The sequence below is a fragment of the Peribacillus deserti genome (assembly GCF_016909175.1).
GTDB lineage: Bacteria > Bacillota > Bacilli > Bacillales > DSM-1321 > Paraperibacillus > Paraperibacillus deserti.
Map to the genome: position 1 here is coordinate 185,719 of NZ_JAFBFI010000001.1, position 26,119 is coordinate 211,837.

The 26,119-nt window shown below is 34.5% G+C and carries 24 protein-coding genes and 1 riboswitch; of the genes, 19 read left to right on the forward strand and 5 right to left on the reverse strand.

The window, feature by feature from the left end; all coding sequences use genetic code 11:
- Positions 1 to 2: 2 nt before the first annotated feature.
- From JOC77_RS00810 to JOC77_RS00815, 3 genes are all read right to left on the reverse strand, one after another.
- A complete protein-coding gene (locus tag JOC77_RS00810) occupies positions 3 to 1,136 on the reverse strand; it encodes a M50 family metallopeptidase (RefSeq protein WP_204537448.1) in 1,134 nt (377 codons plus the stop codon).
- 256 nt (positions 1,137 to 1,392) lie between these two features.
- The gene (locus JOC77_RS21470; RefSeq protein WP_275585031.1) at positions 1,393 to 1,527 is read right to left on the reverse strand and encodes a hypothetical protein; all 135 of its coding nucleotides are present in this window, start codon (positions 1,525 to 1,527) and stop codon (positions 1,393 to 1,395) included.
- Positions 1,528 to 1,834: 307 nt separating this feature from the next.
- Positions 1,835 to 2,725, reverse strand: a complete 891-nt coding sequence (locus JOC77_RS00815; protein WP_204537449.1) for a helix-turn-helix domain-containing protein — start codon at positions 2,723 to 2,725, stop codon at positions 1,835 to 1,837.
- A 205-nt stretch (positions 2,726 to 2,930) separates the two neighbouring features.
- Here JOC77_RS00815 and JOC77_RS21475 point away from each other — a divergent pair, with 205 nt between their 5' ends.
- Complete coding sequence (locus JOC77_RS21475; RefSeq protein WP_275585032.1) at positions 2,931 to 3,056, forward strand: hypothetical protein; 126 nt, start codon at positions 2,931 to 2,933, stop codon at positions 3,054 to 3,056.
- A gap of 312 nt (positions 3,057 to 3,368) precedes the next feature.
- Here JOC77_RS21475 and JOC77_RS00820 read toward each other — a convergent pair whose 3' ends face one another.
- The gene (locus JOC77_RS00820) at positions 3,369 to 3,686 is read right to left on the reverse strand and encodes a DUF1433 domain-containing protein (protein ID WP_204537450.1); all 318 of its coding nucleotides are present in this window, start codon (positions 3,684 to 3,686) and stop codon (positions 3,369 to 3,371) included.
- Positions 3,687 to 4,384: 698 nt separating this feature from the next.
- Between JOC77_RS00820 and JOC77_RS00825 the strand changes: the two genes are divergently transcribed.
- From JOC77_RS00825 to JOC77_RS00910, 18 genes are all read left to right on the forward strand, one after another.
- Positions 4,385 to 5,155, forward strand: coding sequence for a tyrosine-protein phosphatase (locus tag JOC77_RS00825; protein ID WP_204537451.1), 771 nt, complete (start codon positions 4,385 to 4,387; stop codon positions 5,153 to 5,155).
- Positions 5,156 to 5,623: 468 nt separating this feature from the next.
- Entirely contained in the window at positions 5,624 to 6,358 is a 735-nt protein-coding gene (locus tag JOC77_RS00830) for a YveK family protein (protein ID WP_204537452.1), read from the forward strand.
- Positions 6,348 to 7,046 (forward strand): CpsD/CapB family tyrosine-protein kinase, encoded by a 699-nt coding sequence (locus JOC77_RS00835; protein WP_204537453.1) that lies wholly within the window; start codon positions 6,348 to 6,350, stop codon positions 7,044 to 7,046. The genes JOC77_RS00830 and JOC77_RS00835 overlap by 11 nt, the downstream gene beginning before the upstream one ends.
- A gap of 80 nt (positions 7,047 to 7,126) precedes the next feature.
- Positions 7,127 to 7,897: a tyrosine-protein phosphatase gene (locus JOC77_RS00840; RefSeq protein ID WP_204537454.1), complete on the forward strand. Its 771-nt coding sequence runs from the start codon at positions 7,127 to 7,129 to the stop codon at positions 7,895 to 7,897.
- Between the two features lie 259 nt (positions 7,898 to 8,156).
- Entirely contained in the window at positions 8,157 to 9,977 is a 1,821-nt protein-coding gene (locus JOC77_RS00845; protein WP_204537455.1) for a polysaccharide biosynthesis protein, read from the forward strand.
- Positions 9,978 to 9,993: 16 nt separating this feature from the next.
- Complete coding sequence (gene galU, locus JOC77_RS00850) at positions 9,994 to 10,875, forward strand: UTP--glucose-1-phosphate uridylyltransferase GalU (RefSeq protein ID WP_204537456.1); 882 nt, start codon at positions 9,994 to 9,996, stop codon at positions 10,873 to 10,875.
- Positions 10,876 to 11,085: 210 nt separating this feature from the next.
- Complete coding sequence (locus JOC77_RS00855) at positions 11,086 to 12,201, forward strand: DegT/DnrJ/EryC1/StrS family aminotransferase (RefSeq protein ID WP_204537457.1); 1,116 nt, start codon at positions 11,086 to 11,088, stop codon at positions 12,199 to 12,201.
- Positions 12,201 to 12,845, forward strand: a complete 645-nt coding sequence (locus JOC77_RS00860; protein ID WP_239558513.1) for a sugar transferase — start codon at positions 12,201 to 12,203, stop codon at positions 12,843 to 12,845. Before JOC77_RS00855 ends, JOC77_RS00860 begins: the two co-directional genes overlap by 1 nt.
- A complete protein-coding gene (locus JOC77_RS00865) occupies positions 12,842 to 13,459 on the forward strand; it encodes an acetyltransferase (RefSeq protein ID WP_204537458.1) in 618 nt (205 codons plus the stop codon). Before JOC77_RS00860 ends, JOC77_RS00865 begins: the two co-directional genes overlap by 4 nt.
- Entirely contained in the window at positions 13,431 to 14,639 is a 1,209-nt protein-coding gene (locus tag JOC77_RS00870; RefSeq protein ID WP_239558514.1) for a glycosyltransferase family 2 protein, read from the forward strand. Before JOC77_RS00865 ends, JOC77_RS00870 begins: the two co-directional genes overlap by 29 nt.
- A 58-nt stretch (positions 14,640 to 14,697) precedes the next feature.
- Positions 14,698 to 16,059, forward strand: a complete 1,362-nt coding sequence (locus tag JOC77_RS00875) for a phenylacetate--CoA ligase family protein (RefSeq protein ID WP_204537459.1) — start codon at positions 14,698 to 14,700, stop codon at positions 16,057 to 16,059.
- A gap of 275 nt (positions 16,060 to 16,334) precedes the next feature.
- Positions 16,335 to 17,399, forward strand: coding sequence for a glycosyltransferase family 4 protein (locus JOC77_RS00880; protein ID WP_204537460.1), 1,065 nt, complete (start codon positions 16,335 to 16,337; stop codon positions 17,397 to 17,399).
- Positions 17,396 to 18,589 (forward strand): glycosyltransferase, encoded by a 1,194-nt coding sequence (locus JOC77_RS00885; RefSeq protein ID WP_204537461.1) that lies wholly within the window; start codon positions 17,396 to 17,398, stop codon positions 18,587 to 18,589. The genes JOC77_RS00880 and JOC77_RS00885 overlap by 4 nt, the downstream gene beginning before the upstream one ends.
- Positions 18,586 to 19,821 carry an O-antigen ligase family protein gene (locus tag JOC77_RS00890; RefSeq protein WP_204537462.1) on the forward strand — a complete coding sequence of 412 codons (1,236 nt, stop codon included), beginning with the start codon at positions 18,586 to 18,588 and terminating at the stop codon, positions 19,819 to 19,821. The genes JOC77_RS00885 and JOC77_RS00890 overlap by 4 nt, the downstream gene beginning before the upstream one ends.
- Positions 19,822 to 19,996: 175 nt before the next feature.
- The gene (locus JOC77_RS00895; RefSeq protein ID WP_204537463.1) at positions 19,997 to 21,481 is read left to right on the forward strand and encodes a lipopolysaccharide biosynthesis protein; all 1,485 of its coding nucleotides are present in this window, start codon (positions 19,997 to 19,999) and stop codon (positions 21,479 to 21,481) included.
- 182 nt (positions 21,482 to 21,663) lie between these two features.
- The gene (locus JOC77_RS00900) at positions 21,664 to 23,055 is read left to right on the forward strand and encodes a UDP-glucose dehydrogenase family protein (RefSeq protein ID WP_204537464.1); all 1,392 of its coding nucleotides are present in this window, start codon (positions 21,664 to 21,666) and stop codon (positions 23,053 to 23,055) included.
- A complete protein-coding gene (locus tag JOC77_RS00905) occupies positions 23,024 to 24,061 on the forward strand; it encodes a GDP-mannose 4,6-dehydratase (RefSeq protein WP_204537465.1) in 1,038 nt (345 codons plus the stop codon). Before JOC77_RS00900 ends, JOC77_RS00905 begins: the two co-directional genes overlap by 32 nt.
- A 1,284-nt stretch (positions 24,062 to 25,345) precedes the next feature.
- Positions 25,346 to 25,642, forward strand: coding sequence for a hypothetical protein (locus JOC77_RS00910; protein ID WP_204537466.1), 297 nt, complete (start codon positions 25,346 to 25,348; stop codon positions 25,640 to 25,642).
- 53 nt (positions 25,643 to 25,695) lie between these two features.
- On the opposite strand, the gene JOC77_RS00915 is transcribed toward JOC77_RS00910, so the two are convergent.
- Positions 25,696 to 25,860, reverse strand: coding sequence for a hypothetical protein (locus tag JOC77_RS00915; RefSeq protein ID WP_204537467.1), 165 nt, complete (start codon positions 25,858 to 25,860; stop codon positions 25,696 to 25,698).
- Between the two features lie 43 nt (positions 25,861 to 25,903).
- Positions 25,904 to 25,985, reverse strand: a riboswitch (cyclic di-GMP riboswitch).
- Positions 25,986 to 26,119 lie beyond the last annotated feature (134 nt).

The window sequence follows — 26,119 nt, forward strand, 5'->3', positions numbered from 1 at the left end:
GTTTATCTTCCCTTCAGTGTGAGCTTCTTCTGTTTGAATAATTTATATAGGAAGTGTCCGAAAAAGATTAAGGTCAATGTATACATAAGGATTTCAATCGTTAGAGCTACATATTTGAAAGTTCCCTCAAGCTTGGTGGACAGGAAATAAATACCGAAGAATCCAAGAATGATAGAAACAAAAACAAAGGATATATTAAAAATTCCAAACAGTTTTATGAATTTCTTCCTAGAAAGTTCATGTTGATTAAATAAGGTCTCATCCTTATCCGTTCCTAATGCTAACTTCAGAGACTTTTCATATAGATTGGGAACTTCTATTAAATTAGATAGAATCCAATATCCATCCAGCTTAATGACGGGAATGATATTAGAAAGGACCATAAGCAGGTTCCAGCCTACAAATGTAGCGAGCCAGGTAGAATATCCAAAGAAAAAGTAATATAAAATAGAGGAGCAGGCAAAGATAATAAATTGCACATAAATACCAGCAAACAAGGTAATAATTTTTTCTCTTTTCTTTTCAAATGCCCAGATTCCGCTAACATCACAGTAAAGAGCCGGCGAGAAAAAGATGAGTAAAAAACCAATTTCTTCAACCTTGCCACCGTAATATTTACAGGCTATGGCATGACCAAATTCATGGATAAACACTGCCGTTATCGTAGCGAAGTAAAAAATAAAATATTCCTTAAATCCGAAGTTTTCTAAAAAACTTGAACTAATTTGTGAAAATTTGAAACCAAATAGCAATAAACCAAGTATAATAACTAAGTTCAAAACGATAAAAATCGTTTTAACAATGAACTTATTTTTTAAAAAGGTATGAACTAGGTTTGAAAGGAATAGATCTGGGTTAAACATAGGAACACGGTAAAAAAGGAAATTTTGTTTTTCTTTGGGAACTTCTCCTATTATACCAGTACTTTCCAATGCGCTCAAAAAGCCTTTTAATTCATCCAATGGCATGTTGTATTTTGCAAGGATGGCTGTTTCATCTCTAAGTGTTACAACATCCTTTAACATATGTCCTTCGTTTTTTCCTAGACGGAAGTACTTTTTAAAACGTTTTATGATAAAGTGGTCTTCTTTTTCAATAAATTCAATGCCTTTAAAATTCATAGTATCCAGATTCATATTTTCCCTCCTGCTGTTCTTTTTCTGAAAGCACAAATAGGTAGTTATAATCTCAGAAAAAGAGAGGAAGATCTTTATTGGGGTAAAGATCTTCCTTCTAGCAATGAGATATTATAGACCTAATAATCCATCCATTAGTCCGTGGAAGAAGTCTTTAATAGCTTTTAATTTACCAGGAGCAGCTACAGTTTCTAAAGATTCGATTTGGAATTTCAAAGTTTTCACCACCTATTATTTATTTTCTTAAATTGAAAGATTAGCCGATAAGACCGCCAAGTGTAATGGCCCAGTTAATTGCTTTTCCAGTGTAGTAGCCAGCTTTGTAAGCAAGAGATCCTTTACCAGGAGCAATCACCATTTCTAACGTTTCGATTTTGTAAGTAGCAACCATTTTCATTTCCTCCGTTTCACCTATTTTTATTAAAAAACTCTTGCGCGCATTTGAATTATATTATGGGGAAATAAGGAAATACAAGGCATTTTTACCATAAAAAGTCTCCGGAATGGCCATTTTAGAGTGGAAAAAACCGCATTTTTTAAAGAAAATCATCCCTTTTCTCCTAAAAGCTACTATAATCGTTTTTTACCATGGATTTAGGAATGTAGAAGATAAACTCTATTAAAATAACATTTTCCTAAAGCAGCTAATTGATAACAAAAAAAAAGAGGGGAGCACTCCCTCTTCTTGGTTATATTCTTCATTCTGTTTTGATTAATAATTCTTCTATGTGTTTAATATAGTTTGGTTTATTTGTCAGCTTAAAGATCGTTAAAGCATAATTAAAGTATTCACTATAATTTTCTTCGTCTTTAATTAAATAGTAATTATAGCCGGCATGATAATACAGTTCTCCTAATAAATACAAAGATTCATTTTCCAGGCAGATCTTGATGCCTTCTTTTGCAATATGGATAGACTCATCATTATGTTCCAGGCGGGTTTGTGCTTTTGCTAAATTATAATAAAGGCGAACTTTTGTTTTCACTGAGTAATCTTGAAAAGAGTTTTGTTTGATAAAATGTAACGCCTTATTATAAATGTCAACGGCTCTTTCATGGTCACCTGATTCTGAATGTATAACTCCTATACTATTCAAAATTGAAATTTCTCTTTGATTGTAAAATTTATCATGGGCACTTGTCATCTTCAAAGCGTCATTTAAAAGCTTTAAGGCTCCTTCTTTATCATTCTTTACATAGTACATACAAATTCCTTTATGCCATATGAGAAATTGTTTATGGTTTACATGGTTAGTTATATTTGGATTTTTTTCTTCAACCAGGATCATTTCAAGTAAGGAAGTATAATCCTTTTTCCTTACTAATTCCCTAATCATCGAAATCACTTCAAAACTGTAGTCCATCCTGTGGTTGGCTGTCATTTCGAAAATTTGATTGACTTCTACACCTAAACGCATCGCCAGTAGATAAAGTGTTGTTGCTTTAGGATAAGCCTCTCCATTTTCTATTTTGCTAATCTGTGACTGGGTACAAATACCCTCGCACAATTCCTTTTGGCCTATATTCAGCTGCTCACGAAGATCTCTAATAATCATACCAATATGAGAAAAGTCATGTTTTGTATTCATATCGTACCTCTGTGTAAGATTTTTTAAGTAACAAATAAAACTATATTCCTATAAGAATACAAAATAAAGTAAAATTTGTAAAAAAGTAGAAAAATAGGACTTTTTACCTTAAAACAGAGCGGCAATCCATCTTACTACATTACCTTTACAATCTGTATTCTGGTACATTTTAATTATATTAATACATAAAAGGGATGTGCCAGATATGAAACGAGTTTTGATTTCTTTATTTTCTTTTATCATTTTAGTGTCCGGAGTAGCTGCGACTTCTACTCATACTAAAGTAATAGACGATATCAGGTTTGAAACAGAGCTTCCGTATGAACATTAAAAATCAAACAATAATTATTCAAAATGGAAGGCTCGCTTAACAGCGAGCCTTTATTATATAGAAGGAACCTGATTGTTTAATGGAAGATGAGGCTGATTATAGATAATATTTGTTGGGGTCGGGCCTATTCGTGGGTTTAAAAAATACACACAAACATCCATTCTTTTATTCTTGAATTGACGAGAAATAATAAAGAATGGAGCTGCGTGTAAATACATTTATATTTTAGCAGAATAATAGATTCCTTTTACTAATCCTACAACTGTTTGCCCTTATTTAGGAAACCTTGAGTTACATATATCCTGAATAATTTCATTCATCCATTGCCTCAGGAAAATCTTCAGATGTAGTTACAGATTTTACAATCTCTTCATCAGGATCCACATTCGATGTAAAGGTTAAAGAATCTCTTTCCCCATTAATATAACCCTTAACAAATATAGTCCCAACGGGTGAATACTCAGTTTCTGTAATATCAACTGTTTTAATGTCGTTAAAATTGCTCTTTAAGTATTCTACTGTTATCTTAGAAGCATCATTATATGCTTTTTGATTCTGATATACTTTCATACCTAACATTCCTAGTACTGCTGTTATGATCAATAGAAATATGACATAGATCCGCTTCATGCAGTCCACCCACTTACCGTTAGATTATTTTGCTTATTAATTTATAATGTTATAAAAAAGAAAGGTAGTCATGTTATTTAAGTCCTATAACTGAAACATGGGATACTTCTGGAACATCAGATTAAGAATAGATTAAAAATGGAACTAGAACAATTAAAAGAACTGATAAGTTTCAAGTAAAAAATTTAATCAAAGGGATCCTGAATATAAAAGAAATAGTAATGTGCGTTTTTAACGGAAAATCACAGCGAGCCTTAAATAGCCGTCTAGAGGAAAATTTGGCTTTGTTAAGCTGAACCCAAAATGCCTGGGGACAGTATATCAATAGTTTTGGCTTCAGTAGATTTCTAGCAAGACAGTTTCGTTATAAAAAAGGGAGGATGCTGCAAAGCATCCTCCCTTTTTTACGTTTTCATAGCCTAACTTCAGATGATCATTCAACTAATTAATACAGCTCCATTTTAGGATTATTAATTTCAGCTTATAAATCAAATTCCCTGAAATTTTAATTACAAAATAGAGAAAAAATGGTATTATATTCCAAATTAGTAAAATAGTAAATATTTCACTCTCATCTTACATAAAATGTTATTTTATTAGACAAAACTTCTTAGTTTTAGACAATTTACGTCTATTTACGGTTCAAATTAAGGATGTTAAGCTTAATTAATAATTTGGAAGTATAAGGGGAATCGTTGATGATTGATATTCACTGCCATATCCTTCCCGGGGTGGATGATGGCCCTGAGAGTAATTATAAGAGTATTGATTTAGCTAGAGTGGCAGTTCAGCAGGGAATACATACCATTGTAGCCACACCGCATCATATACCTGGAAGTTATACAAACACGAGAGAAGAAATTATCAGGAAAGTAAATAGTTTCAATGAGCAGTTAAAGAGTGAGAAAATTTCTCTTACCGTGCTGCCTGGCCAGGAGCCAAGGATTAGTGGAACTCTAATGGAACAATTAGAGCAGGGAGATATTTTAACGCTTAATGACAAACAAAGCTCGCTGCTAATTGAATTTCCTAAGGATCATGTTCCTAAATATACAGAGAAGCTATTTTATGACCTTCTATTAAAAGGGATATCGCCCATTATTGTTCATCCAGAACAAAACCTAGAGATTCTTGAGAATCCAGAAGTGCTGTATCAGTTAATTAAAAGAGGGGCTTATGCTCAAGTGGATGCAGAGAGTGTCGCTGGTAAGATCGGGCGGAAGGCCAAAAAATTCTCCCTTGAATTAATTAAGGCAAAGCAGGTCCAATTTATTGGCTCTAATGCTCATAATACGACTAAACGCTCGTTTAAAATGGAACAGGCTTTAAAGGAACTAAAAAAAGGGTTTGGAAATGACATGATAGACATGTTTATGGTAAATGCTGAAAAGGCCATCAGTGGGGAACCGGTATTCAAAGAAGAGCCAGATAGGGTTAAAAAAGTCAAAACATTTGCACTATTTAAATAAAAAATATTATGGGATTAAATGTAATAAATGTGCAATGCCGATTGATTTTTCCTTTTAGTTTTCCTTGTTTTCTGACATTAGGATTCAGGCCTAAAAGAAATTGATCTCATTGATACCCGTTATCTTGTGCGAAACTCTTCAATTCCTCAACTTGAGAAGGATAAATTGCAGCGTTTGGAATTGGATGGGCAGGCAGCAATATAAATTGGGTGTTTTTTTTGGAGGCTGTCGCAGAATTTATCATATCGTGAAAACTTAAAAGGGAAGCTACCGTCGAAACATATCCTATATTGTTTAAGTGAAGGGGTTTAAAGAAGACGTTATCCGGTTGTTCCTGAAATGAGACCAGTACCTTTATTCTGCTGAACATATTTTAAGGAAGTCAGAGGCAGCTAGGTGTGCCGCTTCTGAGGGCTTCTAATCATAAAAACTTTAATAATCTTGTTTATACAAGTTCAGGAGGATCAAATGGAAGAAACCATTAGTTTAAAAGAGCTTTTTGACGTGATTCGAAAGAGGATCGGCTTAATCGTGTCGATTACTCTTGCCGCAGTTCTTGTCAGTGGAATTATCAGCTACTTTGTTTTAACACCAATCTATCAAGCTTCTACACAGCTGTTAGTCAATCAAAAAGAAAGTAAGCCGACACTCTACAATGGCAATGAAGTACAAACCAATTTACAGCTGGTGAATACGTACAGCGAAATTATAAAAAGCCCGGTCATTTTAGATAAGGTGAAGGAAGAGCTGAATCTTCCAATTTCCACAGCAATACTTACAGGAAAAGTGACAGTTGGCAATGCAAACGATACACAAATATTAAATGTTTCCGTACAGGATATAGACCCAGACCAAGCCGTAATTATCGCGAACAAAACAGCTGAAGTGTTCCAGCGTGATATTAAAAGCATTATGAACGTTGACAACGTGACGGTACTTTCAAAAGCGGCTGTCGGCGAAAAGGCTGCACCTATTAAACCGAAGCCGTTATTAAACATAGCGATTGCCATGGTAGTAGGCTTGATGGCAGGAGTGGGACTGGCATTCCTATTTGAATATCTGGATAACACGATTAAAAACGAGCAGGATATCGAAAGCTTATTGGAGCTCCCGGTTTTAGGCTCGATCGCAAACATAGAAGAAACGAAGGAAAAAAGCAGAGTAAAAGACAAATCAGTTAGAGGTGATTCAATTGGCGCTTAAAAACAAGAAACAGCTGCTGCAAACCAAGAGAAAACTGGTTACTCAGATTAGTCCTAAATCACCGATTTCAGAGCAATACAAAACGATCCGGACCAATATTCAATTTTCAGCCATAGACGAAGAAATGCAAACGCTGCTCATAACCTCCCCTGGACCTGGCGAAGGAAAATCGACGACCGTTGCTAATTTAGCTGTTGTTTTTGCCCAGGCAGGTAAAAAAGTGCTGTTAGTGGATTCGGACTTAAGGAAACCGACTGCGCATTATACATTCTCGTTTACGAATACCTTCGGACTAACGAATGTATTAACGAAGCAAATGTCATTTGAAAAAGCAGTGAAAGTGTCAGATGTTGAGAACCTTGATATTTTAACGAGCGGCCCAATCCCGCCAAATCCTGCTGAACTATTAGGATCCAAAATTATGGGGGAGCTAATGGGAAAACTGAAAGGAATGTATGACATCATCCTTTTCGATACACCGCCAATATTAGCTGTGACTGATGCCCAGGTATTATCCAATATGTGTGATGGAGTCATAATGGTAGTCTCCAGCGGCAGGACTGAGAAGGAAATGGCTGTTAAAGCAAAGGAGCACCTGCTGGGTGTACAAGCAAAAATAGCAGGTGTGGTCCTGAATAACAAAGACATTAAAGAATCGTCTTATTACTATTATTATGGAAAAAAATAAAGCAAGGCAAAATCATTACTTTCACTATAGAAGGTATATTATTTTTCCTAAACCGTGTAAAAAATTGGGGGTTTATTAGGATGATAGACCTGCATAGTCATATATTACCTGGTATAGATGATGGAGCAGACTCTTTAGAGGAAAGCGTAGAGTTAGCGAGACTTGCTGTTAAAGAGGGCATTCAGACCTTGTATGCGACTCCTCACCATAAAAACGGAAGCTATGAAAATAGCAGAATTTCTATTTTACAATCCGTTGACACTTTAAACCAAGTATTACGAGATGAACAAATCCCATTAAGAATAATGCCCGGCCAGGAAATAAGAATACATGGAGAAATGGCAGAAGAAGTCGAAAAGGCGGAACTGCTGCCTATTGGAATTAAGGAGGGTCAATACCTGCTGGTTGAACTCCCATCCGGACATGTTCCCGCCTACACGAAAAAGGTCTTATTCGATATTCAGCTGCAGGGAATCACACCTATCATTGTGCATCCAGAACGAAATGCAGAAATTATAGAGAGACCCCATGTTCTGTTTAACTTGGTAGATAAAGGAGCACTCACACAGGTGACTGCTTCAAGCTTAGCTGGATACTTTGGCAAAAAAATCAAGAGATTTTCACAGGAGTTGATTGCAGCAAACCTAACTCATTTTATCGCATCAGACGCACACAACATTAAAAACCGCAGCTTCAACATGGTCCACGCCTACGATGAAATAGAAAAAGAATTCGGAATCGATATGATTTATTTCTTTAAAGAAAATGCAGAATCAGTATTGCTGGGAGAGTCGGTCTACAAAGAAATGCCGCAGCAAATTAAAACAAAAAAATTTCTAGGAATCTTTTAGGTGTAACAAGGTGATGCCTCCTTGCCTTTATCAAAGGAGACACTCGGTCATACTGTGGGAATTAATCCTTAGACGCTTGTCGTCGTTAGTATGATGTGAGGATGGGTTAGATGCCCGCATTTTTATTCTTTAATAGATATCTAATGAGAGTATGTGTCAGGATACATGCATTTTCATTAGATATTTATTTTGTCTGCATCTTTTACCCATTAAAGTTATGAAAATGAATTCAGCTTTTCACTCAAAGGGGGAATTTCGGTTGGCGTACCGAAAACGGTTAACGGTTTTAGCACTTTTAGATTCTCTAATTGTATTATCGGCTATTTATGTGAGTTATTTAATTTTGCATCCTTATCTGGAAATCTTTAAACTTTATCCACTTTTGGTCAGTTCTATTACGCTGCTAATCTGCCATCATATTTTTGCATCTATTTATAAGCTTTATAATAAGGCCTGGGAATATGCAAGTGTAGGTGAACTGTTATCTATTTCCAAAGCCGTAACGTTTTCCGTTGTTGTAACTGCAGCAGTACAATTATTAATTTTCCACAATATATACGTTAGAGCTCTAGTTTTAACATGGATGCTTCATGTTTTATTGATTGGTGGATCACGTTTTTCATGGAGAATGTTTAGGGGAAGGTATATTAGTACCCAGGGAGTAAAGAAAAGAACATTAATTATAGGAGCAGGTTCCGCCGGAACTATGGTTGTGCGTCAGTTATTGAAAAACCCTGACTCAGAGCTATGGCCGGTAGCTTATATTGATGATGATCCTAAAAAGTTTAAGCTTCACTATTATGACATACCAGTTGTAGGTAACTCAAAATCCATTGTTGATATAGTTGAAAAGCTTCAAATAGAAAATATAGTGATTGCTATACCCTCGCTTAGCAAAAAGAAATTAAGATTAATATTTAATGAGTGCTCTAAAACGAATGTAAAAACACAAATCATGCCCATGCTTGAAGATCTAATGCTAGGCAAAGTTTCTGTGAATCAATTTAGAGATGTACAAGTTGAGGACTTACTTGGCAGAGAACCAGTAGAGTTAGATATTGACAGCATCTCTGGTTATGTGACAAACAAAACCATTCTTGTTACAGGGGCTGGCGGGTCGATAGGCTCCGAAATTTGCAGGCAGATATCAAGATTTTCGCCAGGTAAACTTGTACTAGTAGGACATGGTGAAAATAGCATCTATCATATTGAAATGGAATTAAGAAACAAATTCAAAGATTTATTTCAAATTATTCCTGTAATAGGTGATGTTCAGGATCGTACAAGAATGTTCGAAGTTTTTGAGGAGTATAAGCCAGATGTAGTGTATCATGCAGCGGCACATAAGCATGTTCCTCTCATGGAATATAACCCAAAAGAAGCTGTTAAAAATAATGTAATAGGAACGAAAAACGTAGCCGAGGCAGCAGATACTTTTGGAGTTAACACCTTTGTTTTAGTTTCATCTGATAAAGCTGTAAATCCAACTAATGTAATGGGATCGACAAAGCGGATTGCAGAAATGGTTATCCAAAAATTAGATAAAGAAAGTAAGACCAATTTTGTGGCGGTGCGATTTGGTAATGTACTTGGAAGCCGAGGAAGTGTAATACCGCTGTTTAAAAAGCAAATACAGGCTGGGGGTCCGGTTACGGTTACACACCCAGATATGACGAGATATTTCATGACAATTCCAGAGGCATCGAGGTTAGTTATCCAAGCGGGTTCTTTGGCTCGTGGTGGTGAGGTTTTTGTACTAGATATGGGTGAGCCGGTTAAGATTGTTGACCTAGCAAAAAATTTAATCAGGTTATCAGGCTATACAATAGAAGAAATAGGGATGAATTTTTCTGGAATAAGACCCGGGGAGAAAATGTTTGAAGAATTGTTAAATGAAAAAGAGGTTCATCCTGAGCCTGTCTTTCCGAAAATTTTTATTGGGAAAGCAGTTTTGGAACAAGAAGCAGAGATTACTTATCTGCTTGATCGGTTTGAAAACTTGTCAGGTAAAGACTTGAAGGAATATGTTATTAACTTGGCTAACCGAAGAAAAAACAAGATGCTTTCGCATGCTAAATAAAAGGGGGAATTAAGAAGTGAAAAAGGTACGGAAAGCAATTATTCCCGCTGCAGGGTTAGGTACAAGATTCTTACCAGCAACAAAGGCAATGCCAAAGGAAATGCTACCGATTGTTGATAAACCAACGATTCAATATATTGTCGAAGAAGCAATTGCATCGGGGATCGAAGATATTATCATTGTAACTGGTAAAGGGAAACGTGCAATAGAGGATCATTTTGACTTTGCACCAGAGCTTGAACAAAACTTAGCCGAAAAAGGTAAGTTAGAGCTCTTAGATAAAGTACGTTATTCTACTAACCTTGCAGATATTCATTATATAAGGCAAAAGGAACCAAAAGGTTTGGGACATGCGGTATGGTGCGCGAGAAACTTTATTGGTGATGAGCCATTTGCTGTACTACTAGGAGATGATATTGTCCAAAGTGATACCCCTTGCTTAAGGCAGCTTATTAGTCAATACGAAGAAATACGTTCTTCGGTTATTGGAGTACAGACAGTACCCGATTGTGAGACACATCGTTACGGAATTATTGAACCTTCAGTTAAAGAAGGAAGAAGATATCAGGTTGAAAATTTAGTGGAGAAACCTGTCGCTGGAACAGCACCTTCTAATCTCGCAATTATGGGAAGATATGTACTTACGCCAGAAATTTTTATGTTCTTAGAGCAACAGGAAACAGGTGCTGGCGGAGAAATACAATTAACCGATGCCATACAAAAACTCAATCAAATCCAGCGAGTATTTGCTTATGATTTTGAGGGAAAGCGGTATGACGTTGGAGAAAAGATAGGGTTTGTTAAAACAACCATTGAGTTTGCATTACAAAATAAGGAATGTAGGACTGAGTTGTTAAGTTATCTTGAAGAATTGTTACAAAAAGTTAGTGTGAAATAAAAAAGAAATTAATAGGCTCTTATTCATTGTAGTTTTAATAAGTAGGAGCCAATCTTTGTTGAATAATGTTATCAAGATATTTTCAACTAGTGTTTTAGTAGGTTAGTAGTTAATTGGGGGCAAATCGTTTGTTAACTCCAAATAAGTATTAACCAACTAAGAGACTAATATCTTAGAAATAATGCACTTGAATTTGAAAGGAAGTTTAAGATGGGAAAAAGAATATTTCTTTCTTCGCCACATATGAGTGATGAAGGCTATGAAATGCAATATATAAAAAAAGCTTTTGATACAAACTGGATTGCACCCCTTGGGGAAAACGTTAACAGGTTTGAAAGAGAACTGGCTACTAAAGTGGGTTCACATGCAGCTGCAGCACTCTCTTCTGGGACTGCTGCCATTCATTTGGCTCTAAAGGCAGCAGGAGTAGGAGAAGGGGATATTGTATTTTGTCCAACTCTTACTTTTTCAGCCACAGCTAATCCAATTATTTATCAAAATGCAATTCCTGTTTTTATAGATAGTAACTATGAAACTTGGAACATATGTCCTAAAGCTTTGGAAGAAGCTTTTGAGAAATATCCGGAAGTGAAGGCTGTTATCGTAGTTCATTTATACGGTTTGTCAGCAGACATGGATCAAATAATAGATCTTTGTAAGAAACATAATGTTGTTTTAATAGAAGACGCTGCAGAATCTTTAGGTACTTATTATAAAGGAAAACATACAGGGACCTTTGGTGATTACGGCATTTTCTCTTTTAATGGTAACAAAATAATTACTACGTCAGGTGGAGGTATGCTTGTCTCCAATAATGAGGAGAGAATTGCAAAGGTACGATTTTGGGCAACACAAAGTAGAGATCAAGCAAGGCACTACCAACATAGCGAATTAGGGTTTAATTATCGAATGAGTAATGTAGTTGCTGGGATTGGTAGAGGGCAGCTTAAGGTATTAGATAAAAGAGTTGAGAAGAAAAAATATATCTATGAATATTATAAAACAGAGCTTGATGAACTTGAGGGTATTGAGTTTATGCCAAATAATGATTGGAATGAGCCGAACTATTGGCTAAGCTCAATGACTTTAAGTGGGAAAATTAGACCGATAGATATTATGGAAGTTCTTGAAAAAGAGAATATTGAATCAAGGCCGATTTGGAAGCCAATGCATATGCAGCCGTTTTTTGAGAAGTATGACTTTGTTGAAACGGATGTGTCTAGACTGTTGTTTCAGAATGGTGTTTGTTTGCCTTCTGATACGAAGATGACGGATGAAGATTTGGAGAGAGTTGTAGATATTATTAAAGGATTGTGGTTAAGGTAATGAATCCTTCTAAAGGTGGTATATATAGAAGATTTATTAAACGGCCAATGGATTTCATACTATCCTTGATTGCGATTATAGTTCTTTGTCCCATACTTTTGGCTGTTACTTTGCTTGTAAGAGTAAACCTAGGTAGCCCAGTTTTGTTTAAACAAAAAAGACCAGGGTTGAATGGGAAGATTTTTATGATGTATAAATTTAGAACAATGACGGATGAAAGAGATGAGAATGGAGAACTACTTCCCGATAGTGTGAGGTTGACGAAGTTTGGGGAATTTCTACGTTCTACTTCACTTGATGAATTGCCTGAACTTTTTAATATTCTATATGGGGATATGTCCATCATAGGACCCAGACCATTATTGGTACAATATCTCCATCTTTATACTGAACATCAGAAACGTCGTCATGAAGTAAGGCCAGGTTTATCTGGTTTGGCACAGGTAAGCGGAAGGAATACGATCTGTTGGGAAGATAAGTTTAATCTCGATGTAGAGTATGTAGACAATGTTAGTTTAATTGGAGATTGGAGTATTATTTTTTTGACCATTAAAAAGGTTTTCGTTAAAGAGGGTATTAATTCAGAGACTGCTGCAACAATGGAACCCTTTAAAGGGACTAAAAAGGATAGAGTGGAGACATGAAAGAAAAACTTTTGATAATAGGTGCTAGTGGACACGGTAAAGTAGTTGCTGACATCGCATTGAAAATGAAAAAATGGAAGACCATTACTTTCCTTGATGATAATTTCAGTATGCAATTATCAATGGGTATACAAGTCAGTGGGAAAACAGTTGATGCTTTTACACATATAAATGATTGCGACATATTTGTAGGTGTTGGAAACAATGCTACAAGAGAGCAGATTCAGTTGAAGCTTGAAGCTGAAGGTGCGAGCATACCTACTTTGATTCATCCCAGTGCTGTTATAGGAGAACAAGTTGAATTGGCATCAGGAACAGTAGTCATGGCTGGAGTTGTGATTAACTGCTGCACGAGAGTCGGAAAAGGATGCATTATTAATACTGGGGCTACTATAGATCATGACAATTTAATTGAAGATTATGTTCATGTATCACCAGGTTCACATTTAGCCGGTACGGTGAAAGTAGGACTTGGATCGTGGTTAGGTATTGGTAGTGTGGTTAGCAATAACATTAATATTACGAGCAAATGCATAGTTGGTGCAGGTGCGGTGGTGGTTAGGGATATAATGGTGGCTGGGGTTTATGTTGGAATACCAGCTAAAAAGATATGAGGGAGAAACCATAATGGAATTATTGTTGCAAAGCCTATTTTACTTTAGTGGATTTATTATTGTATGGGCGATGGTAGGTTATCCATTATCACTTAAATTTATAGGGGAAATTTACAATAAACGAGAGTTAGAAAAGGACTATTCACATCAACCCACTGTTACCGTTATGGTGGTGGCGCATAATGAAGAAAAAGTAATTCTAGATAAAATGAACAAAATTTTAGATCTTGATTACCCAATTGACAAGATAAACTTCTTAGTTTCATCAGATAACAGTACTGATAAAACGAACGAAATTGTTAGACAGTTTATTGGTGAACATAAGGAAAGAAACATCAGACTATATGAGGTTCAATCACGCAAAGGCAAAACAAATGCTCAAAATGAAGCACAAAAGACTGTTACTACAGAGTATCTGGTATTGACAGATGCAAATTCAATAATGGACAAAAATTCCATAAAAGAATTAATGGCTGCCTTCACTTCAAATGACATTGCATATGTTTCAGGGAGACTTAAAATCATTAATCAAGATGTAAGTAATATCAGTAACTCTGAGGCTAGTTACTGGGATAGCGATATGGTAGCTCGTGAGGTGGAAGGTAGAGTACAAACTATTACAGCGGGGAACGGAGCAATTTACGCCTGTAGGAATAGTGATTATTTTGATTTCAACCCGATTCAATGCCATGATAGCGCAATGCCATTATACTACGGACTCCAAGGTAAGAGAGCGATATGCAATCACGATGCCATAGCTTATGAAAAGGCTGGAGAGGTTATCGAAGATGAGTTTAAAAGAAAAGTACGTATGAACCGTATGATACTTAAACAGATACTACCAGATTTAAGAATTCTTAATATATTCAAATACAAATGGTTTTCATATTTTTATTTCGGTCATAGGACGTGCCGGTATTTACTTTGGATTTCACATCTTATAGTATTTATGACTAATGGATTTTTGATATCGCAGTCGTGGTTTTATGGTAGTACATTTGCATTCCAGGTGTTGTTTTACTTGTTGGCAATGCTAAAGTTGATTACACAGGTGGACAATAAAGCACTCAATATGATTTATTACTACTGTGTAACAGTAGTTGCACAATGGGGTGGAGTGATAACCATTTTAACAAGGAAGGCAAGGCCGTTTTGGGAGAAGGCAGAGAGTACGAGATAATCAATTATATGGGTACTAACCTGCTGTTCATTAATTGTTATTAGGGGGCTTAGAAACATTGATTGAGTTGATACGGTTGAAGAATTTTGTTAACAAATTATATCTCAGCTCTCCGTTCCTAGTAAAGAGGATATTTGCAAACGCAGAAGCTTTAAGGCGTGATAGGTATAGAAGATTTGATAAATCAGAGCAGGTAGACTTCCAAAAAAACATGCTTGAACGCACCTCATACTTTAACGTAGAACAAATTAACGATTTTATTAAGGATGCAGCAGATAACGTTGAGTATTATGCATTTCTAAGAGGGTGTAGAATAGAGTCTGTTAAGGATTTTGAACAAATCCCGTTGTTGACAAAACAAATAATAAGAGAGGCAATGGAAAAACTCATCTCAAAAAAAGTTAAGAACAAAAAAGAATTATGGGCAGGTTCCTCAAGTGGATCAACTGGCATGCCGTTGAAATATTACCGGGATAAGCAGAGTATTAATATAGAACGGCTTCAGTACGATGCTTTTTACAAATATTGTGGTTGCGACACAAATAATAAACGTGTGAGAATATCTGGCGTTAAAGTAGCCAAGTTCGACCGACAAAAGCCTCCATTTTGGTTGTATATAGACAAATACAAACAGTTGCAGTGCAGCGCCTATCATATATCCGAAAATTCCTTCAGAGATTATATTAAAGCAATTAAAAAGATTGGTCCTGCTTTTGCCACTGGTTTCCCATCAGGATGGGCGGCGTTAGCAGAATTAATGATAGAAGATGGATCAAAGTATAATGGATTTAAAGCCATCATTACAGATAGTGAAGGTTTGTCAACTGAACAGCAGAAAAAAATAGAAAAAGCTTTTAATTGCCGAGTTTACCAAACCTACGGGTTGGGTGAAGTTGGAATGTGTGCTGTTCAGTGCGAGAAATCACATTATCATATTCTGCCTACGTATTATGTAGAAGTAGTTGATAATGAAGGCAAAACTGTTGAAGACGGAACCGAAGGTGAAATCGTAGTTACGGACTACTATAGTCGTAGTTATCCATTTATTAGATATGGTACAGGTGATTTAGGAATAATGCGTCACGATGACTGTGGTTGTGGAATTAAAACCCCTTATTTAACAGAAATAATAGGCAGGATTGAAGATTATATTTTAACAAAGGATGGTAGGAAGGTTAAAAGGTTGTCACTAATTGTGAAACCGGCAATTGGTATTAGAGAAAGCCAAATCATTCAGGTTTCGAAGGATCAAATCGTCATAAATGTTGTCCCTGATGTTAATTTCGATGAAGAGTCGATGAAGAATGTTATTGAAACCGCTAAAGAATTTGTTGGTGATATGAATATTTCATGGAAAGCGGTTGATAAGTTAGAGCGGATGCAGAGCGGTAAATTGAAATTTTTAATACGGAAGTTTTAAGAGTTAGACAGTTGATTTATCCTTCAAACTACCTGTCCCTTTTATTCCCCATTATTATATATTCATCATTATAAAGGTACAATAACCTACCAAAGGTATAATTAGAAGTTTACTTAATTTAAAAGTTTATTTAATGTACTGCTGATCTAATAAACTATGTTTATGCAATGCTATAAAGGAGATTTCAAGATAATTATACTTTTAATAGTAAAGAAAATATATAGTTTATTATATTACGCGGTTAAAGTTTATTATTCGAAATCATCGGAGGGTATATGAGTAAGATTGCTATAATTGGTCATTTTGGTGGAACTAATGACTTTTCAGATGGACAGACGGTAAAAACAAAAGAATTATATAACCATATTGTCTGTGAATATATTTCAGAAGTCTTTGTTTTAGATACCTATCAAATTACAAAGAATATTTTTAAGTTGGTTGGCCTTATAAACGATATTTTAAGAAATAACGAGAAAGTTGTCCTTGTTGTGTCATCACGTGGATACAAGGTTCTTTTACCCATTCTTATTTTACTTAATCAGATATATAAACGAGATATATATGATTTTGTTATAGGTGGGTATAGACAGAATCATTTGAAAAAAAATATAATTTTACGATGGTTTTCAAGACAGTGCAAAATGATTTATTTGGAATCTCATTCACTAGTTAATGATTATAAGTCTCTAAAAATATCAAACTGTATGTATCTCCCAAATTTTAAAAAATTAAATGTCGTTTCTGATAGAGATTTGAATAGGAAAATAGAGAAACCTTTTAAGTTGTGTACATTTTCAAGAATACGGAAAGAAAAGGGTATTGAGGACGCAATTGAGGTTGTTAAATTAGTAAATACTAAGCTTGGAGAAGTAGTATTTGAGTTAGATATTTTTGGTGTAGCGGATAAAGGGTACAAAGAACGCTTTAAAGATCTACAAACTAAGTTTCCATCATATATTCGCTATGGTGGATTGATTGATTATAGTAATAGCACAGACGTTTTAAAAGATTACTTTTTATTACTTTTCCCAACTTATCACAATGGAGAAGGATTTCCTGGTACATTGATAGATGCGTTTGCTTCTGGTTTGCCAGTGATTGCTTCTGACTGGAATTGTAATGCTGAGATTATCGAAGATGGTAAAACGGGACGGATAGTTCCTGTTAAAGATATATCGACGTTAAGTGAGCTGCTTCTATATTACGTTGATCATCCTTCTGAGGTTTTATCGCTCAGAAAAAATTGCGTGGACGAAGCCTATAAATATACACCGGAATATGCACTAAAACCATTTATAGACGATTTAAAGGGGCAAGAAAAGGGGGGATATCAAGAATGAAAAAAGTAGGGTTATATATTCCACACCTTAGTAATGGCGGTGCTGAAAGAGTGGTTTCGCGATTATCTTACATCTTACAAGATTACTATGAAGTCTATATTATTTTGAATGAAGATAGCATTAAATACGATGTATTTTGCGAAGTAATCAATTTGAAAATGCCGGCACAACCAAGTGTCATTAAGAAAGTTTTTTTACCAATTTGTAGGGCAAGAAAATTAAAAAATATTAAGCAGAAATATCAGTTAGAATGCATGATAAGTTTTTTAACAAGCGCTAATATAGTGAATGCATTATCTGACACACGAAATACATCCACCATATTATCTGTGAGGAATTTCTCTGAATTAGAAAAAAACAAGTCAAAAATAAGTAAAATGAAAAACTTTCTAATGAAATTTTTGTATAAAAAAGCAGATTATGTGGTTCCTGTGTCATTAGCTTTAGAAAATAGCTTAATAGAGAATTACAACATTCCCCCCAATAAAATCAAAACAATTTATAATCCGTATGATATTGAAGAAATTTCTAAACTCGCAAAAGCCGATATTGAGAATGTAGAGCATGCCAATTTCCTGAAATCTGGAAAAGTGTTTGTCACAGTAGGCAGGCTAACTTATCAAAAGGGATATTGGCATTTAATAAAAGCTTTTTCTATGCTTCCTACTGATTGTGATGCTAAACTTTTAATCATTGGAATTGGCGAAGATCATCCAAAAATAGAGCAATTAATAAAAAAGCTTAATATAGAAGAAAAAGTACTATTTACCGGCTACCAGAAAAACCCTTTTTCGTATGTGTCACGATGCTATGCATATGTATTAGCGTCCCTATTTGAGGGATTTCCTAATGCGATGGTAGAGGCAATGGCTTGCAAATGCCCAGTGGTTGCTGCTGATTGTAAGTCAGGTCCACGCGAAATTTTATTTCGAGATGTAGATTTGAAAAGAAAGATAAGTGACAAGGAGTGTGCAGATTTTGGTATTATTGTACCTGCACTTTCTTTAAAGGAAAGCTGGGATGCTAAATTACTCAATAATACCAATGAAGAATATTTAGCAGGGGCAATGATAATGTTATTAGAAAATGAAAACCTAAGGAATGAATTAAGTGAAAAGGCATATAAACGGGTTAAGTTGTTTAATTATGAAGTATGTAGAAATAACTATATTAAGGTAATAGAAAAATGAATGAGATCATACAAAAAAAGGCTTCTTTATCTATAACTAATAAAGGTGGAGTAAGTATAAGGCTATTTTGTATACCATTATTATTTATATATATTATTTCTCTTTTTACTTTTGTAAACAATCCTGATCTTGTAATAATTTCAAGAGCGCTTTTCTTACTGTTTGTCACTTTTTCAACAATACAAATAATGAAGCAAAGAAAGTTTTATTTTGACAAAATAATGCTGAGCATCATTCTTTTCTTATTATTTTGTGTCATCTCTTACTTTTGGGCAATTGACCCAAGTGATGTACTACGAAAAGTAGTTTTATTAACTCAAATGACTATACTTTCATTTTTAATTTCTCAGATCCTACTTTCAATAAAACAAATTAATCTTATTTTAATGGGAATAGCCATTTCAGGGATTATCCTTTTTATTTATGGAGTAGGTATTTACGGTTTTGAACATATATATCAATCAATTTTAACTGGGGAGAGGTTAGGACAGGAAATAAGTCAGGAGAACATAATGGGTCGATTGGCGTCAATTTCAATAATTGTCTTATTTGTTTATGGTATCGAAAAAAAGAATCTTCTTTACTTCGGATTAATGCTTATGCCCTTTATGATGGTTTTAGCCAGCGGCTCTAGATCAGCTGTTATTATATTAGTATTAGGGATGGCCATTACTATTTTTGCTAAAGTTGGGCTCAGGAAGAGCTATAAATTATTATTGTTGATACCCGTTATATCAGTTGCTTTATATTATTTATTACAGTTAAGTATATTCAACCCTATTAGTTTGAGATTTCTAGATTTATCATCATCTCTATCTGGCAGTGGTGGTGATGCGAATATGCGAATTAACATGATAAAGTGGGGGTTGGAATGGTTTTTTGATCGACCTATTTGGGGCTATGGCATTGGGAATTACGGAGATCTTTTAATGAGAAAAATTTCATGGGAAACATATTCACACAATAATTTCATTGAATTGTTGGTTGGAGTTGGTGTTATTGGTTTTATTTTATACTATACGGTCTATATATACATTTTTTATAGCCTTTTCAGGTTAATAAAAAAAAGGGATCCTCATGCAATAATATTATTTGCTGTATTTTTTACATGGTTTGCGGCAGAGACTGCCGCAGTAAATTATACGAGTAGAATGACGTATGTTCTCATAGGAATTTGTATTGCTTTTATTAGGCTCAAAAAATATTCATCAACGAACCTAACAAGCTCTTAAGATACAACTAGTTACAAATTCAGTCGCGCTTCTCCATGTCTGAAAATTGAGAACTTTATGATGTAAATAGGTCTTAAGAGTTGGAAAAATAATATAATTTAGAAATATAAACTAAATAGAGAGCAAACTTGTTTTAGTTTTAAACACAATTGACTCTTTTTCAGAGGTAAAGCATATGAACAACACAGATTTAAAAGGAAAAATGATTAATGCTACTAAGTGGTCCTCCATTACAGAAATAGCTTCAAAGCTAGTTATTCCAATTACAAATTTGCTTCTGGCTCGTATTCTTGTTCCTGAAGCATTTGGTGTAGTAGCTATGGTAAGTATGATAATTAGCTTTGCAGATATGTTTACAGACGCCGGGTTTCAAAAATACCTAGTCCAACATGAGTTTAAAGATGAAAAAACAAAATATAAACATACGACAGTTGCATTTTGGACAAATTTAGTGATGTCTTTAATTATTTGGGGCTTTATTTCTTTATTTTGTGAAACATTAGCTTCAGTTGTAGGAAACCCTGGATTGGGAAAAGTCATTGCTATTTCCTGTATTCAATTACCCCTTACTTCGTTTTCTAGTATACAGATGGCTTTGTTTAAAAGAGATTTTAACTTTAAGACATTATTTCATGTTCGAATGGTTTCGGTTATTTTACCATTTGTTATTACTATCCCCTTAGCAACAGTTGGGCTCAGCTATTGGGCTCTAATAATTGGTACATTGTGTGGACAGCTTTCTAATTCAATTATTTTAACCGTAAAATCACAGTGGAAGCCAACTTTTTTTTATAGTTTCAAGATATTGAAAGAAATGCTTTCATTTAGTTTATGGTCACTTGTTGAAGGAATATCTATTTGGTTATCTACATGGGTTGACATTTTAATAATCGGCAGTATATTGTCTCCGTATTCTGTGGGGTTATACAAAATATCCTTAAATATGGTCAATTCTTTGATGATGATTATCACAGCTTCAATAACACCAATACTATTCTCTTCACTTTCCCGTCTACAAAAAGATGAAAAGTCTTTTAATAATGTTTATTTTAAATTTCAAAAAATAGCAGCATATTTTCTTTTTCCGTTAGGTTTGGGTTTATATTTTTATAGTGATTTCGCAACTCAAGTTATGTTAGGAAATCAATGGACAGAGGCAGGTTTCATTATTGGATTTTGGGGTTTGACTTCGGCAATTAAAATTGTTCTATCTGATTTTAACAGCGTGTGCTATAGGGCAAAGGGAATGCCGAAATTATCTTTTCTATTACAAATAGTACATCTAATATTTTTAATACCAACATGTATTATTTCTTTAAGATTCGGCTTTGAAACTTTAGTTTATGCCAGAGCATTGATTAGGTTTCAACTTGTGATTACAAGTTTATTAGCTATGCAGTTTATTCTTCATATTTCAATCAAGAAAATAGTTGAGGGCCTGTTAAAGCCTGCAGTACTAACTATTATAATGGGTTTAGCAGCCATTTGTTTTAGATATTTATATAATAATACTATTTGGAATCTAGTCTCAATTTTCCTGTGTATAATTATATATACATTTTTAATATCTATTTTTGGAAAAGAAGATTTTGGTATAATACTTGAAAAAATTAATAGTAAAAGAAAAGGTAATAAAGTGAAATCTTTCTCAATTAAATAATGATTGATTAAATTATAACCAACTTTCTAAAGGGAATATTCCAGTAAAACAGTTTTTTAATTTAGTAAGTTTACTGTTAATACACATTATATTGTTTTCATAGTAAAGGAATTAAAGAATGACGAAAGCCTTTTATAAATATAAAAATAATTACTATTCAAATAAATGAAAGGAAGAAATATATGTACAAAATAGCAGTAGCAGGAACAGGTTATGTTGGTTTAGTAGCAGGTGTATGTTTTGCTGAGGTTGGACATCAAGTTACCTGTGTTGATATTGATGAAAAAAAAGTAAATAAAATGAAGTCTGGTGTTTCTCCAATCTACGAACATAGATTAGAAGAATTGATGCAGAAGAATTATGCAGCACGGAGAATAGAGTATACGACAGATTACAAGTCAGCTTACGAAGATGCTGATGCAATATTTATAGGTGTAGGTACACCTGAGCAAACAGATGGTTCAGCAAATCTTTCATATATCGCTACTGTAGCAAGACAAATTGCAGAATCTATCAAGAAAGACTGTCTTGTAGTTGTTAAATCTACAGTACCTGTTGGAACTAATGATAAAGTTGAGCAGTTTATAAATGATTTTTTAATTCATGATGTAAAAGTAGAAGTAGCTTCAAATCCAGAATTCTTGGCACAAGGTTCTGCTGTTATAGATACTTTATATGCAGAAAGAATTATAATTGGGACTGAAAGTAAATGGGCGGAAGAAATATTAATGAAGATCTATCATCCCTTTAAATTACCAATAGTTTCAGTCAATAGACGATCTGCAGAGATGATAAAATATGCTTCAAATGATTTTCTAGCTCTTAAAATATCATATATGAATGATATTGCAAATCTTTGTGAATTGGTCGGAGCAGATATTCAGGATGTTGCTAAAGGAATGAGCTTTGATGATCGTATTGGGAGCAAGTTTTTAAATGCTGGTATTGGGTTTGGCGGGTCATGCTTTCCTAAAGATACAAAAGCATTGGATTATATTGCAAGACAGAATGGTTATGAGCTTAAAACAGTTAAGGCCGCTATTAATGTGAATAAAGAACAGAAAACGATGTTAGTTAAGAAAGCAAGAAAAAGACTTATTACATTTAACGGTCTTAAGGTTGCCGTACTAGGTTTAACTTTTAAACCTGGAACAGATGATTTAAGAGAAGCTGCATCTTTAGAAAATATTCCATTATTATTAGAACAAGGTGCTGACATCTATGCGTATGATCCTGCTGGAGCGGGTAACTTTGCAAAGATCCATCCAGAAGGTAAAAACGGTAAAGGTAGTATCACGTATGTTTCTAATATCAAGCACGCTCTAGAAGGTGCAAATGTATGCTTTATTTTTACTGAATGGGGAGAAGTTAAAGCAGTTACTCCTGAAACATATGAGAAACTAATGAGAACTCCGTTGGTTTTTGATGGAAGAAATATTTATGGAGTTGAAGAAATGAGTCGGGCTGGAGTAGAGTATCACTCCATTGGAAGAAAAGCATCAGCAAGATCTAGGAAAACGGTTCGAGAGGGGATAGGTCAGATTGCATCAAACAAACAGCCAATTAGACAATAAAAAAACCTATCTTATTACCGGAGTTGCAGGTTTTATAGGCTTTTATCTTTCTAAAAAATTCCTTGAACAAAATTGTAACGTGATTGGGATAGATTGTTTAAGTCATTATTATGATACCAATCTTAAATATACTCGACTAGAACAATTAAAACCCTTTGAAAAGTTCTCTTTTATACAAGGTGATATCTCTGATAAGGAGACTGTTTCTAAACTTTTTGAAGATTACAAGCCTAATTTCGTTATAAACTTAGCTGCCCAAGCGGGTGTTAGATATTCTATAGAGAATCCGGATGTCTATATTCAAAGCAATATTATTGGCTTTTATAATATCTTGGAAGCTTGTAGACACTACCCTATTGACCATCTTGTTTATGCATCATCCAGCTCTGTATATGGTGCAAATAAAAAAATCCCATTTGAAGAATCTGACTTAGTGGATACCCCTGTCTCCCTATACGCATCTACAAAAAAATCAAATGAGTTAATGGCCTATACCTATAGTCACCTATACAGTATACCGTCGACCGGGCTTCGTTTCTTCACCGTATATGGTCCGATGGGCAGACCCGATATGGCGTATTACGGTTTCACTCAAAAATACTTCTCAGGTGAGCCAATCAAGATCTTTAATAATGGTGATTTTAATAATGATCTTTATCGAGATTTTACCTATATTGATGACATAGTAGAAGGTATTGAACGACTTCTAAGCAACCCTCCTGTTGGAGGGGAGGGTGTTCCTCATAGAGTGTTTAACATCGGAAATAATAATCCAGAGAAATTAATGGTATTCATAGAAACCTTAGAAAAATGCTTAACTAAGTCACTAGGAAGAGAAGTAGTGTTTGAAAAGGTATTCGAGCCTATTAAACCTGGTGATGTACCTGCTACCTACGCATCAACTGATTTACTGCAGCAGGCGGTAGGGTTTAAGCCAAAGACCTCTATTGAAGAGGGCTTGCAGAAGTTTACGGATTGGTACTGTGAATATTATAAATTGAAGTAAGACCTCTGCGCGTAATTAAATCCACTAAAAATACCGCAATCTTCGGATTGGGGTATTTTTTTGTATCTATCTCAAAAAGGGGTTACTAAGGGCAATGAATATCTCTAAAGATGAGTTAACTTTAATTAGTTTGTAATACTTGAATTAATACAAAAAACAAATAACCTAACAGTCTATGAAGTGATTGAAGAAATAACAAAACGATTGATGGATGCTTATAGAAAAGAGGAGTTAGCAGAGAGTAATCAAGTGATACAAAGAACTATGGTTTGATATTTAAACTTCATCAATATAGAGAAATTTATATAGGTCCTCTTTCCTGTTTTTCATTTATACGTTTAGTTTATATTTTACTACTCTGTGCATATCTACAATTACTCTCTCTAATACTAATTTATTTCCTCCTTGTCAAAAACTAAACAAGCTTCCTTTAGGTTAAAATTATAGTGAAATAAATTAGTAGTTATCGCTATCATCCTCTAGAGGAGTAATGACTTCTTTGTTGTATACCTTCTATGAGGAGAGGTTAAAGTGAAATATTTCTTCGTGTATGTAACTTTCAAGGGCGGAAATACCACTGAATTTTTGTTTAAAAGTAGGTCATCGCAACTGCTAGAATCTCAGCTTAGCAGATATCCAAATGGATTGATAGCAACCAACAAGTTCGGCATACAGGCAAATAATGCTATATCTTTATTCATTAGTGAAATTGATTGAGATCTCTTTGCTTATATCCCAAAAAACAACTTTGCACAAATAAATGAAAACCGATGTCTCAATGAAACTAACTTAAGTTAAGACGTAATGGAAGAGGTGGATTTCAAAAAAATGAGTGTGAAGGAATCTCATAAGTAGAAAATTCTTACCGGAATAAACTTTGTCAAAAGTGTTATTCCGGGTATTTTTTGTATAAACTTAAATGCACTAAAGCTAGAGTAGTTAAAATTGAAAATATGGCCAATTCAATACAGGTCGTAGATAAGGAAAAAATAAACCAAACAATACCTTAGATTACTCAATAGAATTCTCCATAAAAAGAATAGTATTGTCAGGTTAAAATGCTTTTTTTCTTCGAAAACCCCCTTTTTATTCCTTACCATTTATATGAATAGTTAACGGATGACTCCATGTAAAAGACCAAATTGCTCCCCATAACTTTTTTCAAACACATGAAATACAATCTAAATAGATTCATTTCTTGATTAAAAAGGAGGACTCTATGTGTAAATTATTAATTAACGAGGGGCCAGTGATGATTATTCCTCACTAGCCGTAACTATTGGCATGAACGAAGCGATCATTTTACAGCAGATTCATTATTGGCTGGTGTCGAGTTCCCTTGAGATTGAGGGGAGAAAGTGGATTTATAATACGTATAAGGATTGGCAGAAGCAGCTGCCTTTTTGGTCGGAGAGTACGATCAAAAGAGCGATGAAATCACTGGAGAGCCAGGGGCCAATTGTGACATCAAATTTTAACCGTTCGAAAATGGAAAAAACCAAATGGTACAGCATTAATTATGAAAAGCTGGTCCAGTATGAGAAAGGAATAAACGAATCTAATAAAATGAGAATTGATTAAAGGCTATCTTACCGTATGTAAAGAAAAAAAGACACCATATGTTAAGGTGTCTACTAAACCACTGCTTTATAGAGTAAAGCTTTAATGTTATGTTTTTCAAGTTTCTTATATAGCTTGCTACGCAGCTCACGGTCAATACAATCCTTAATAATCATTTCGATTTTTAAGGAATGAAATCGATGCCAGGCATAACGGCTCTGGTTTAATAGTTTTTTCATACAAAATTCCCCCTTGATCGCACAAATCGGACGGAGGTCCGTATTCGGCAACTGGCTGGCTTAGCTGAGCATTAGCCCCTTTAGTTTTGCGTCCCTGCTTTTCAGCAGGTTTGCTATTATCGTACGATTTGTTTGTTAGTCCAATCATATCAATTCATCGCTTATAATACAATACTCCTAAAATTATTAGGTATTGGGGAAAAATCAAAAGAAATTCGGAAGAAAAGTCCCAAAAATTAGAAGAAAAATTAGGGATTTG

What these genes read in the sequence shown, in the direction of transcription:
- JOC77_RS00810 (WP_204537448.1), bottom strand. Translation starts at nt 1,136, where the DNA reads ATGAATCTGGATACTATGAATTTTAAAGGCATTGAATTTATTGAAAAA.
- JOC77_RS21470 (WP_275585031.1), bottom strand. Translation starts at nt 1,527, where the DNA reads ATGGTTGCTACTTACAAAATCGAAACGTTAGAAATGGTGATTGCTCCT.
- JOC77_RS00815 (WP_204537449.1), bottom strand. Translation starts at nt 2,725, where the DNA reads ATGAATACAAAACATGACTTTTCTCATATTGGTATGATTATTAGAGAT.
- JOC77_RS21475 (WP_275585032.1), top strand. Translation starts at nt 2,931, where the DNA reads ATGAAACGAGTTTTGATTTCTTTATTTTCTTTTATCATTTTAGTGTCC.
- JOC77_RS00820 (WP_204537450.1), bottom strand. Translation starts at nt 3,686, where the DNA reads ATGAAGCGGATCTATGTCATATTTCTATTGATCATAACAGCAGTACTA.
- JOC77_RS00825 (WP_204537451.1), top strand. Translation starts at nt 4,385, where the DNA reads ATGATTGATATTCACTGCCATATCCTTCCCGGGGTGGATGATGGCCCT.
- JOC77_RS00830 (WP_204537452.1), top strand. Translation starts at nt 5,624, where the DNA reads ATGGAAGAAACCATTAGTTTAAAAGAGCTTTTTGACGTGATTCGAAAG.
- JOC77_RS00840 (WP_204537454.1), top strand. Translation starts at nt 7,127, where the DNA reads ATGATAGACCTGCATAGTCATATATTACCTGGTATAGATGATGGAGCA.
- JOC77_RS00855 (WP_204537457.1), top strand. Translation starts at nt 11,086, where the DNA reads ATGGGAAAAAGAATATTTCTTTCTTCGCCACATATGAGTGATGAAGGC.
- JOC77_RS00860 (WP_239558513.1), top strand. Translation starts at nt 12,201, where the DNA reads ATGAATCCTTCTAAAGGTGGTATATATAGAAGATTTATTAAACGGCCA.
- JOC77_RS00865 (WP_204537458.1), top strand. Translation starts at nt 12,842, where the DNA reads ATGAAAGAAAAACTTTTGATAATAGGTGCTAGTGGACACGGTAAAGTA.
- JOC77_RS00870 (WP_239558514.1), top strand. Translation starts at nt 13,431, where the DNA reads ATGTTGGAATACCAGCTAAAAAGATATGAGGGAGAAACCATAATGGAA.
- JOC77_RS00880 (WP_204537460.1), top strand. Translation starts at nt 16,335, where the DNA reads ATGAGTAAGATTGCTATAATTGGTCATTTTGGTGGAACTAATGACTTT.
- JOC77_RS00885 (WP_204537461.1), top strand. Translation starts at nt 17,396, where the DNA reads ATGAAAAAAGTAGGGTTATATATTCCACACCTTAGTAATGGCGGTGCT.
- JOC77_RS00890 (WP_204537462.1), top strand. Translation starts at nt 18,586, where the DNA reads ATGAATGAGATCATACAAAAAAAGGCTTCTTTATCTATAACTAATAAA.
- JOC77_RS00895 (WP_204537463.1), top strand. Translation starts at nt 19,997, where the DNA reads ATGAACAACACAGATTTAAAAGGAAAAATGATTAATGCTACTAAGTGG.
- JOC77_RS00900 (WP_204537464.1), top strand. Translation starts at nt 21,664, where the DNA reads ATGTACAAAATAGCAGTAGCAGGAACAGGTTATGTTGGTTTAGTAGCA.
- JOC77_RS00910 (WP_204537466.1), top strand. Translation starts at nt 25,346, where the DNA reads ATGAACGAAGCGATCATTTTACAGCAGATTCATTATTGGCTGGTGTCG.
- JOC77_RS00915 (WP_204537467.1), bottom strand. Translation starts at nt 25,860, where the DNA reads ATGAAAAAACTATTAAACCAGAGCCGTTATGCCTGGCATCGATTTCAT.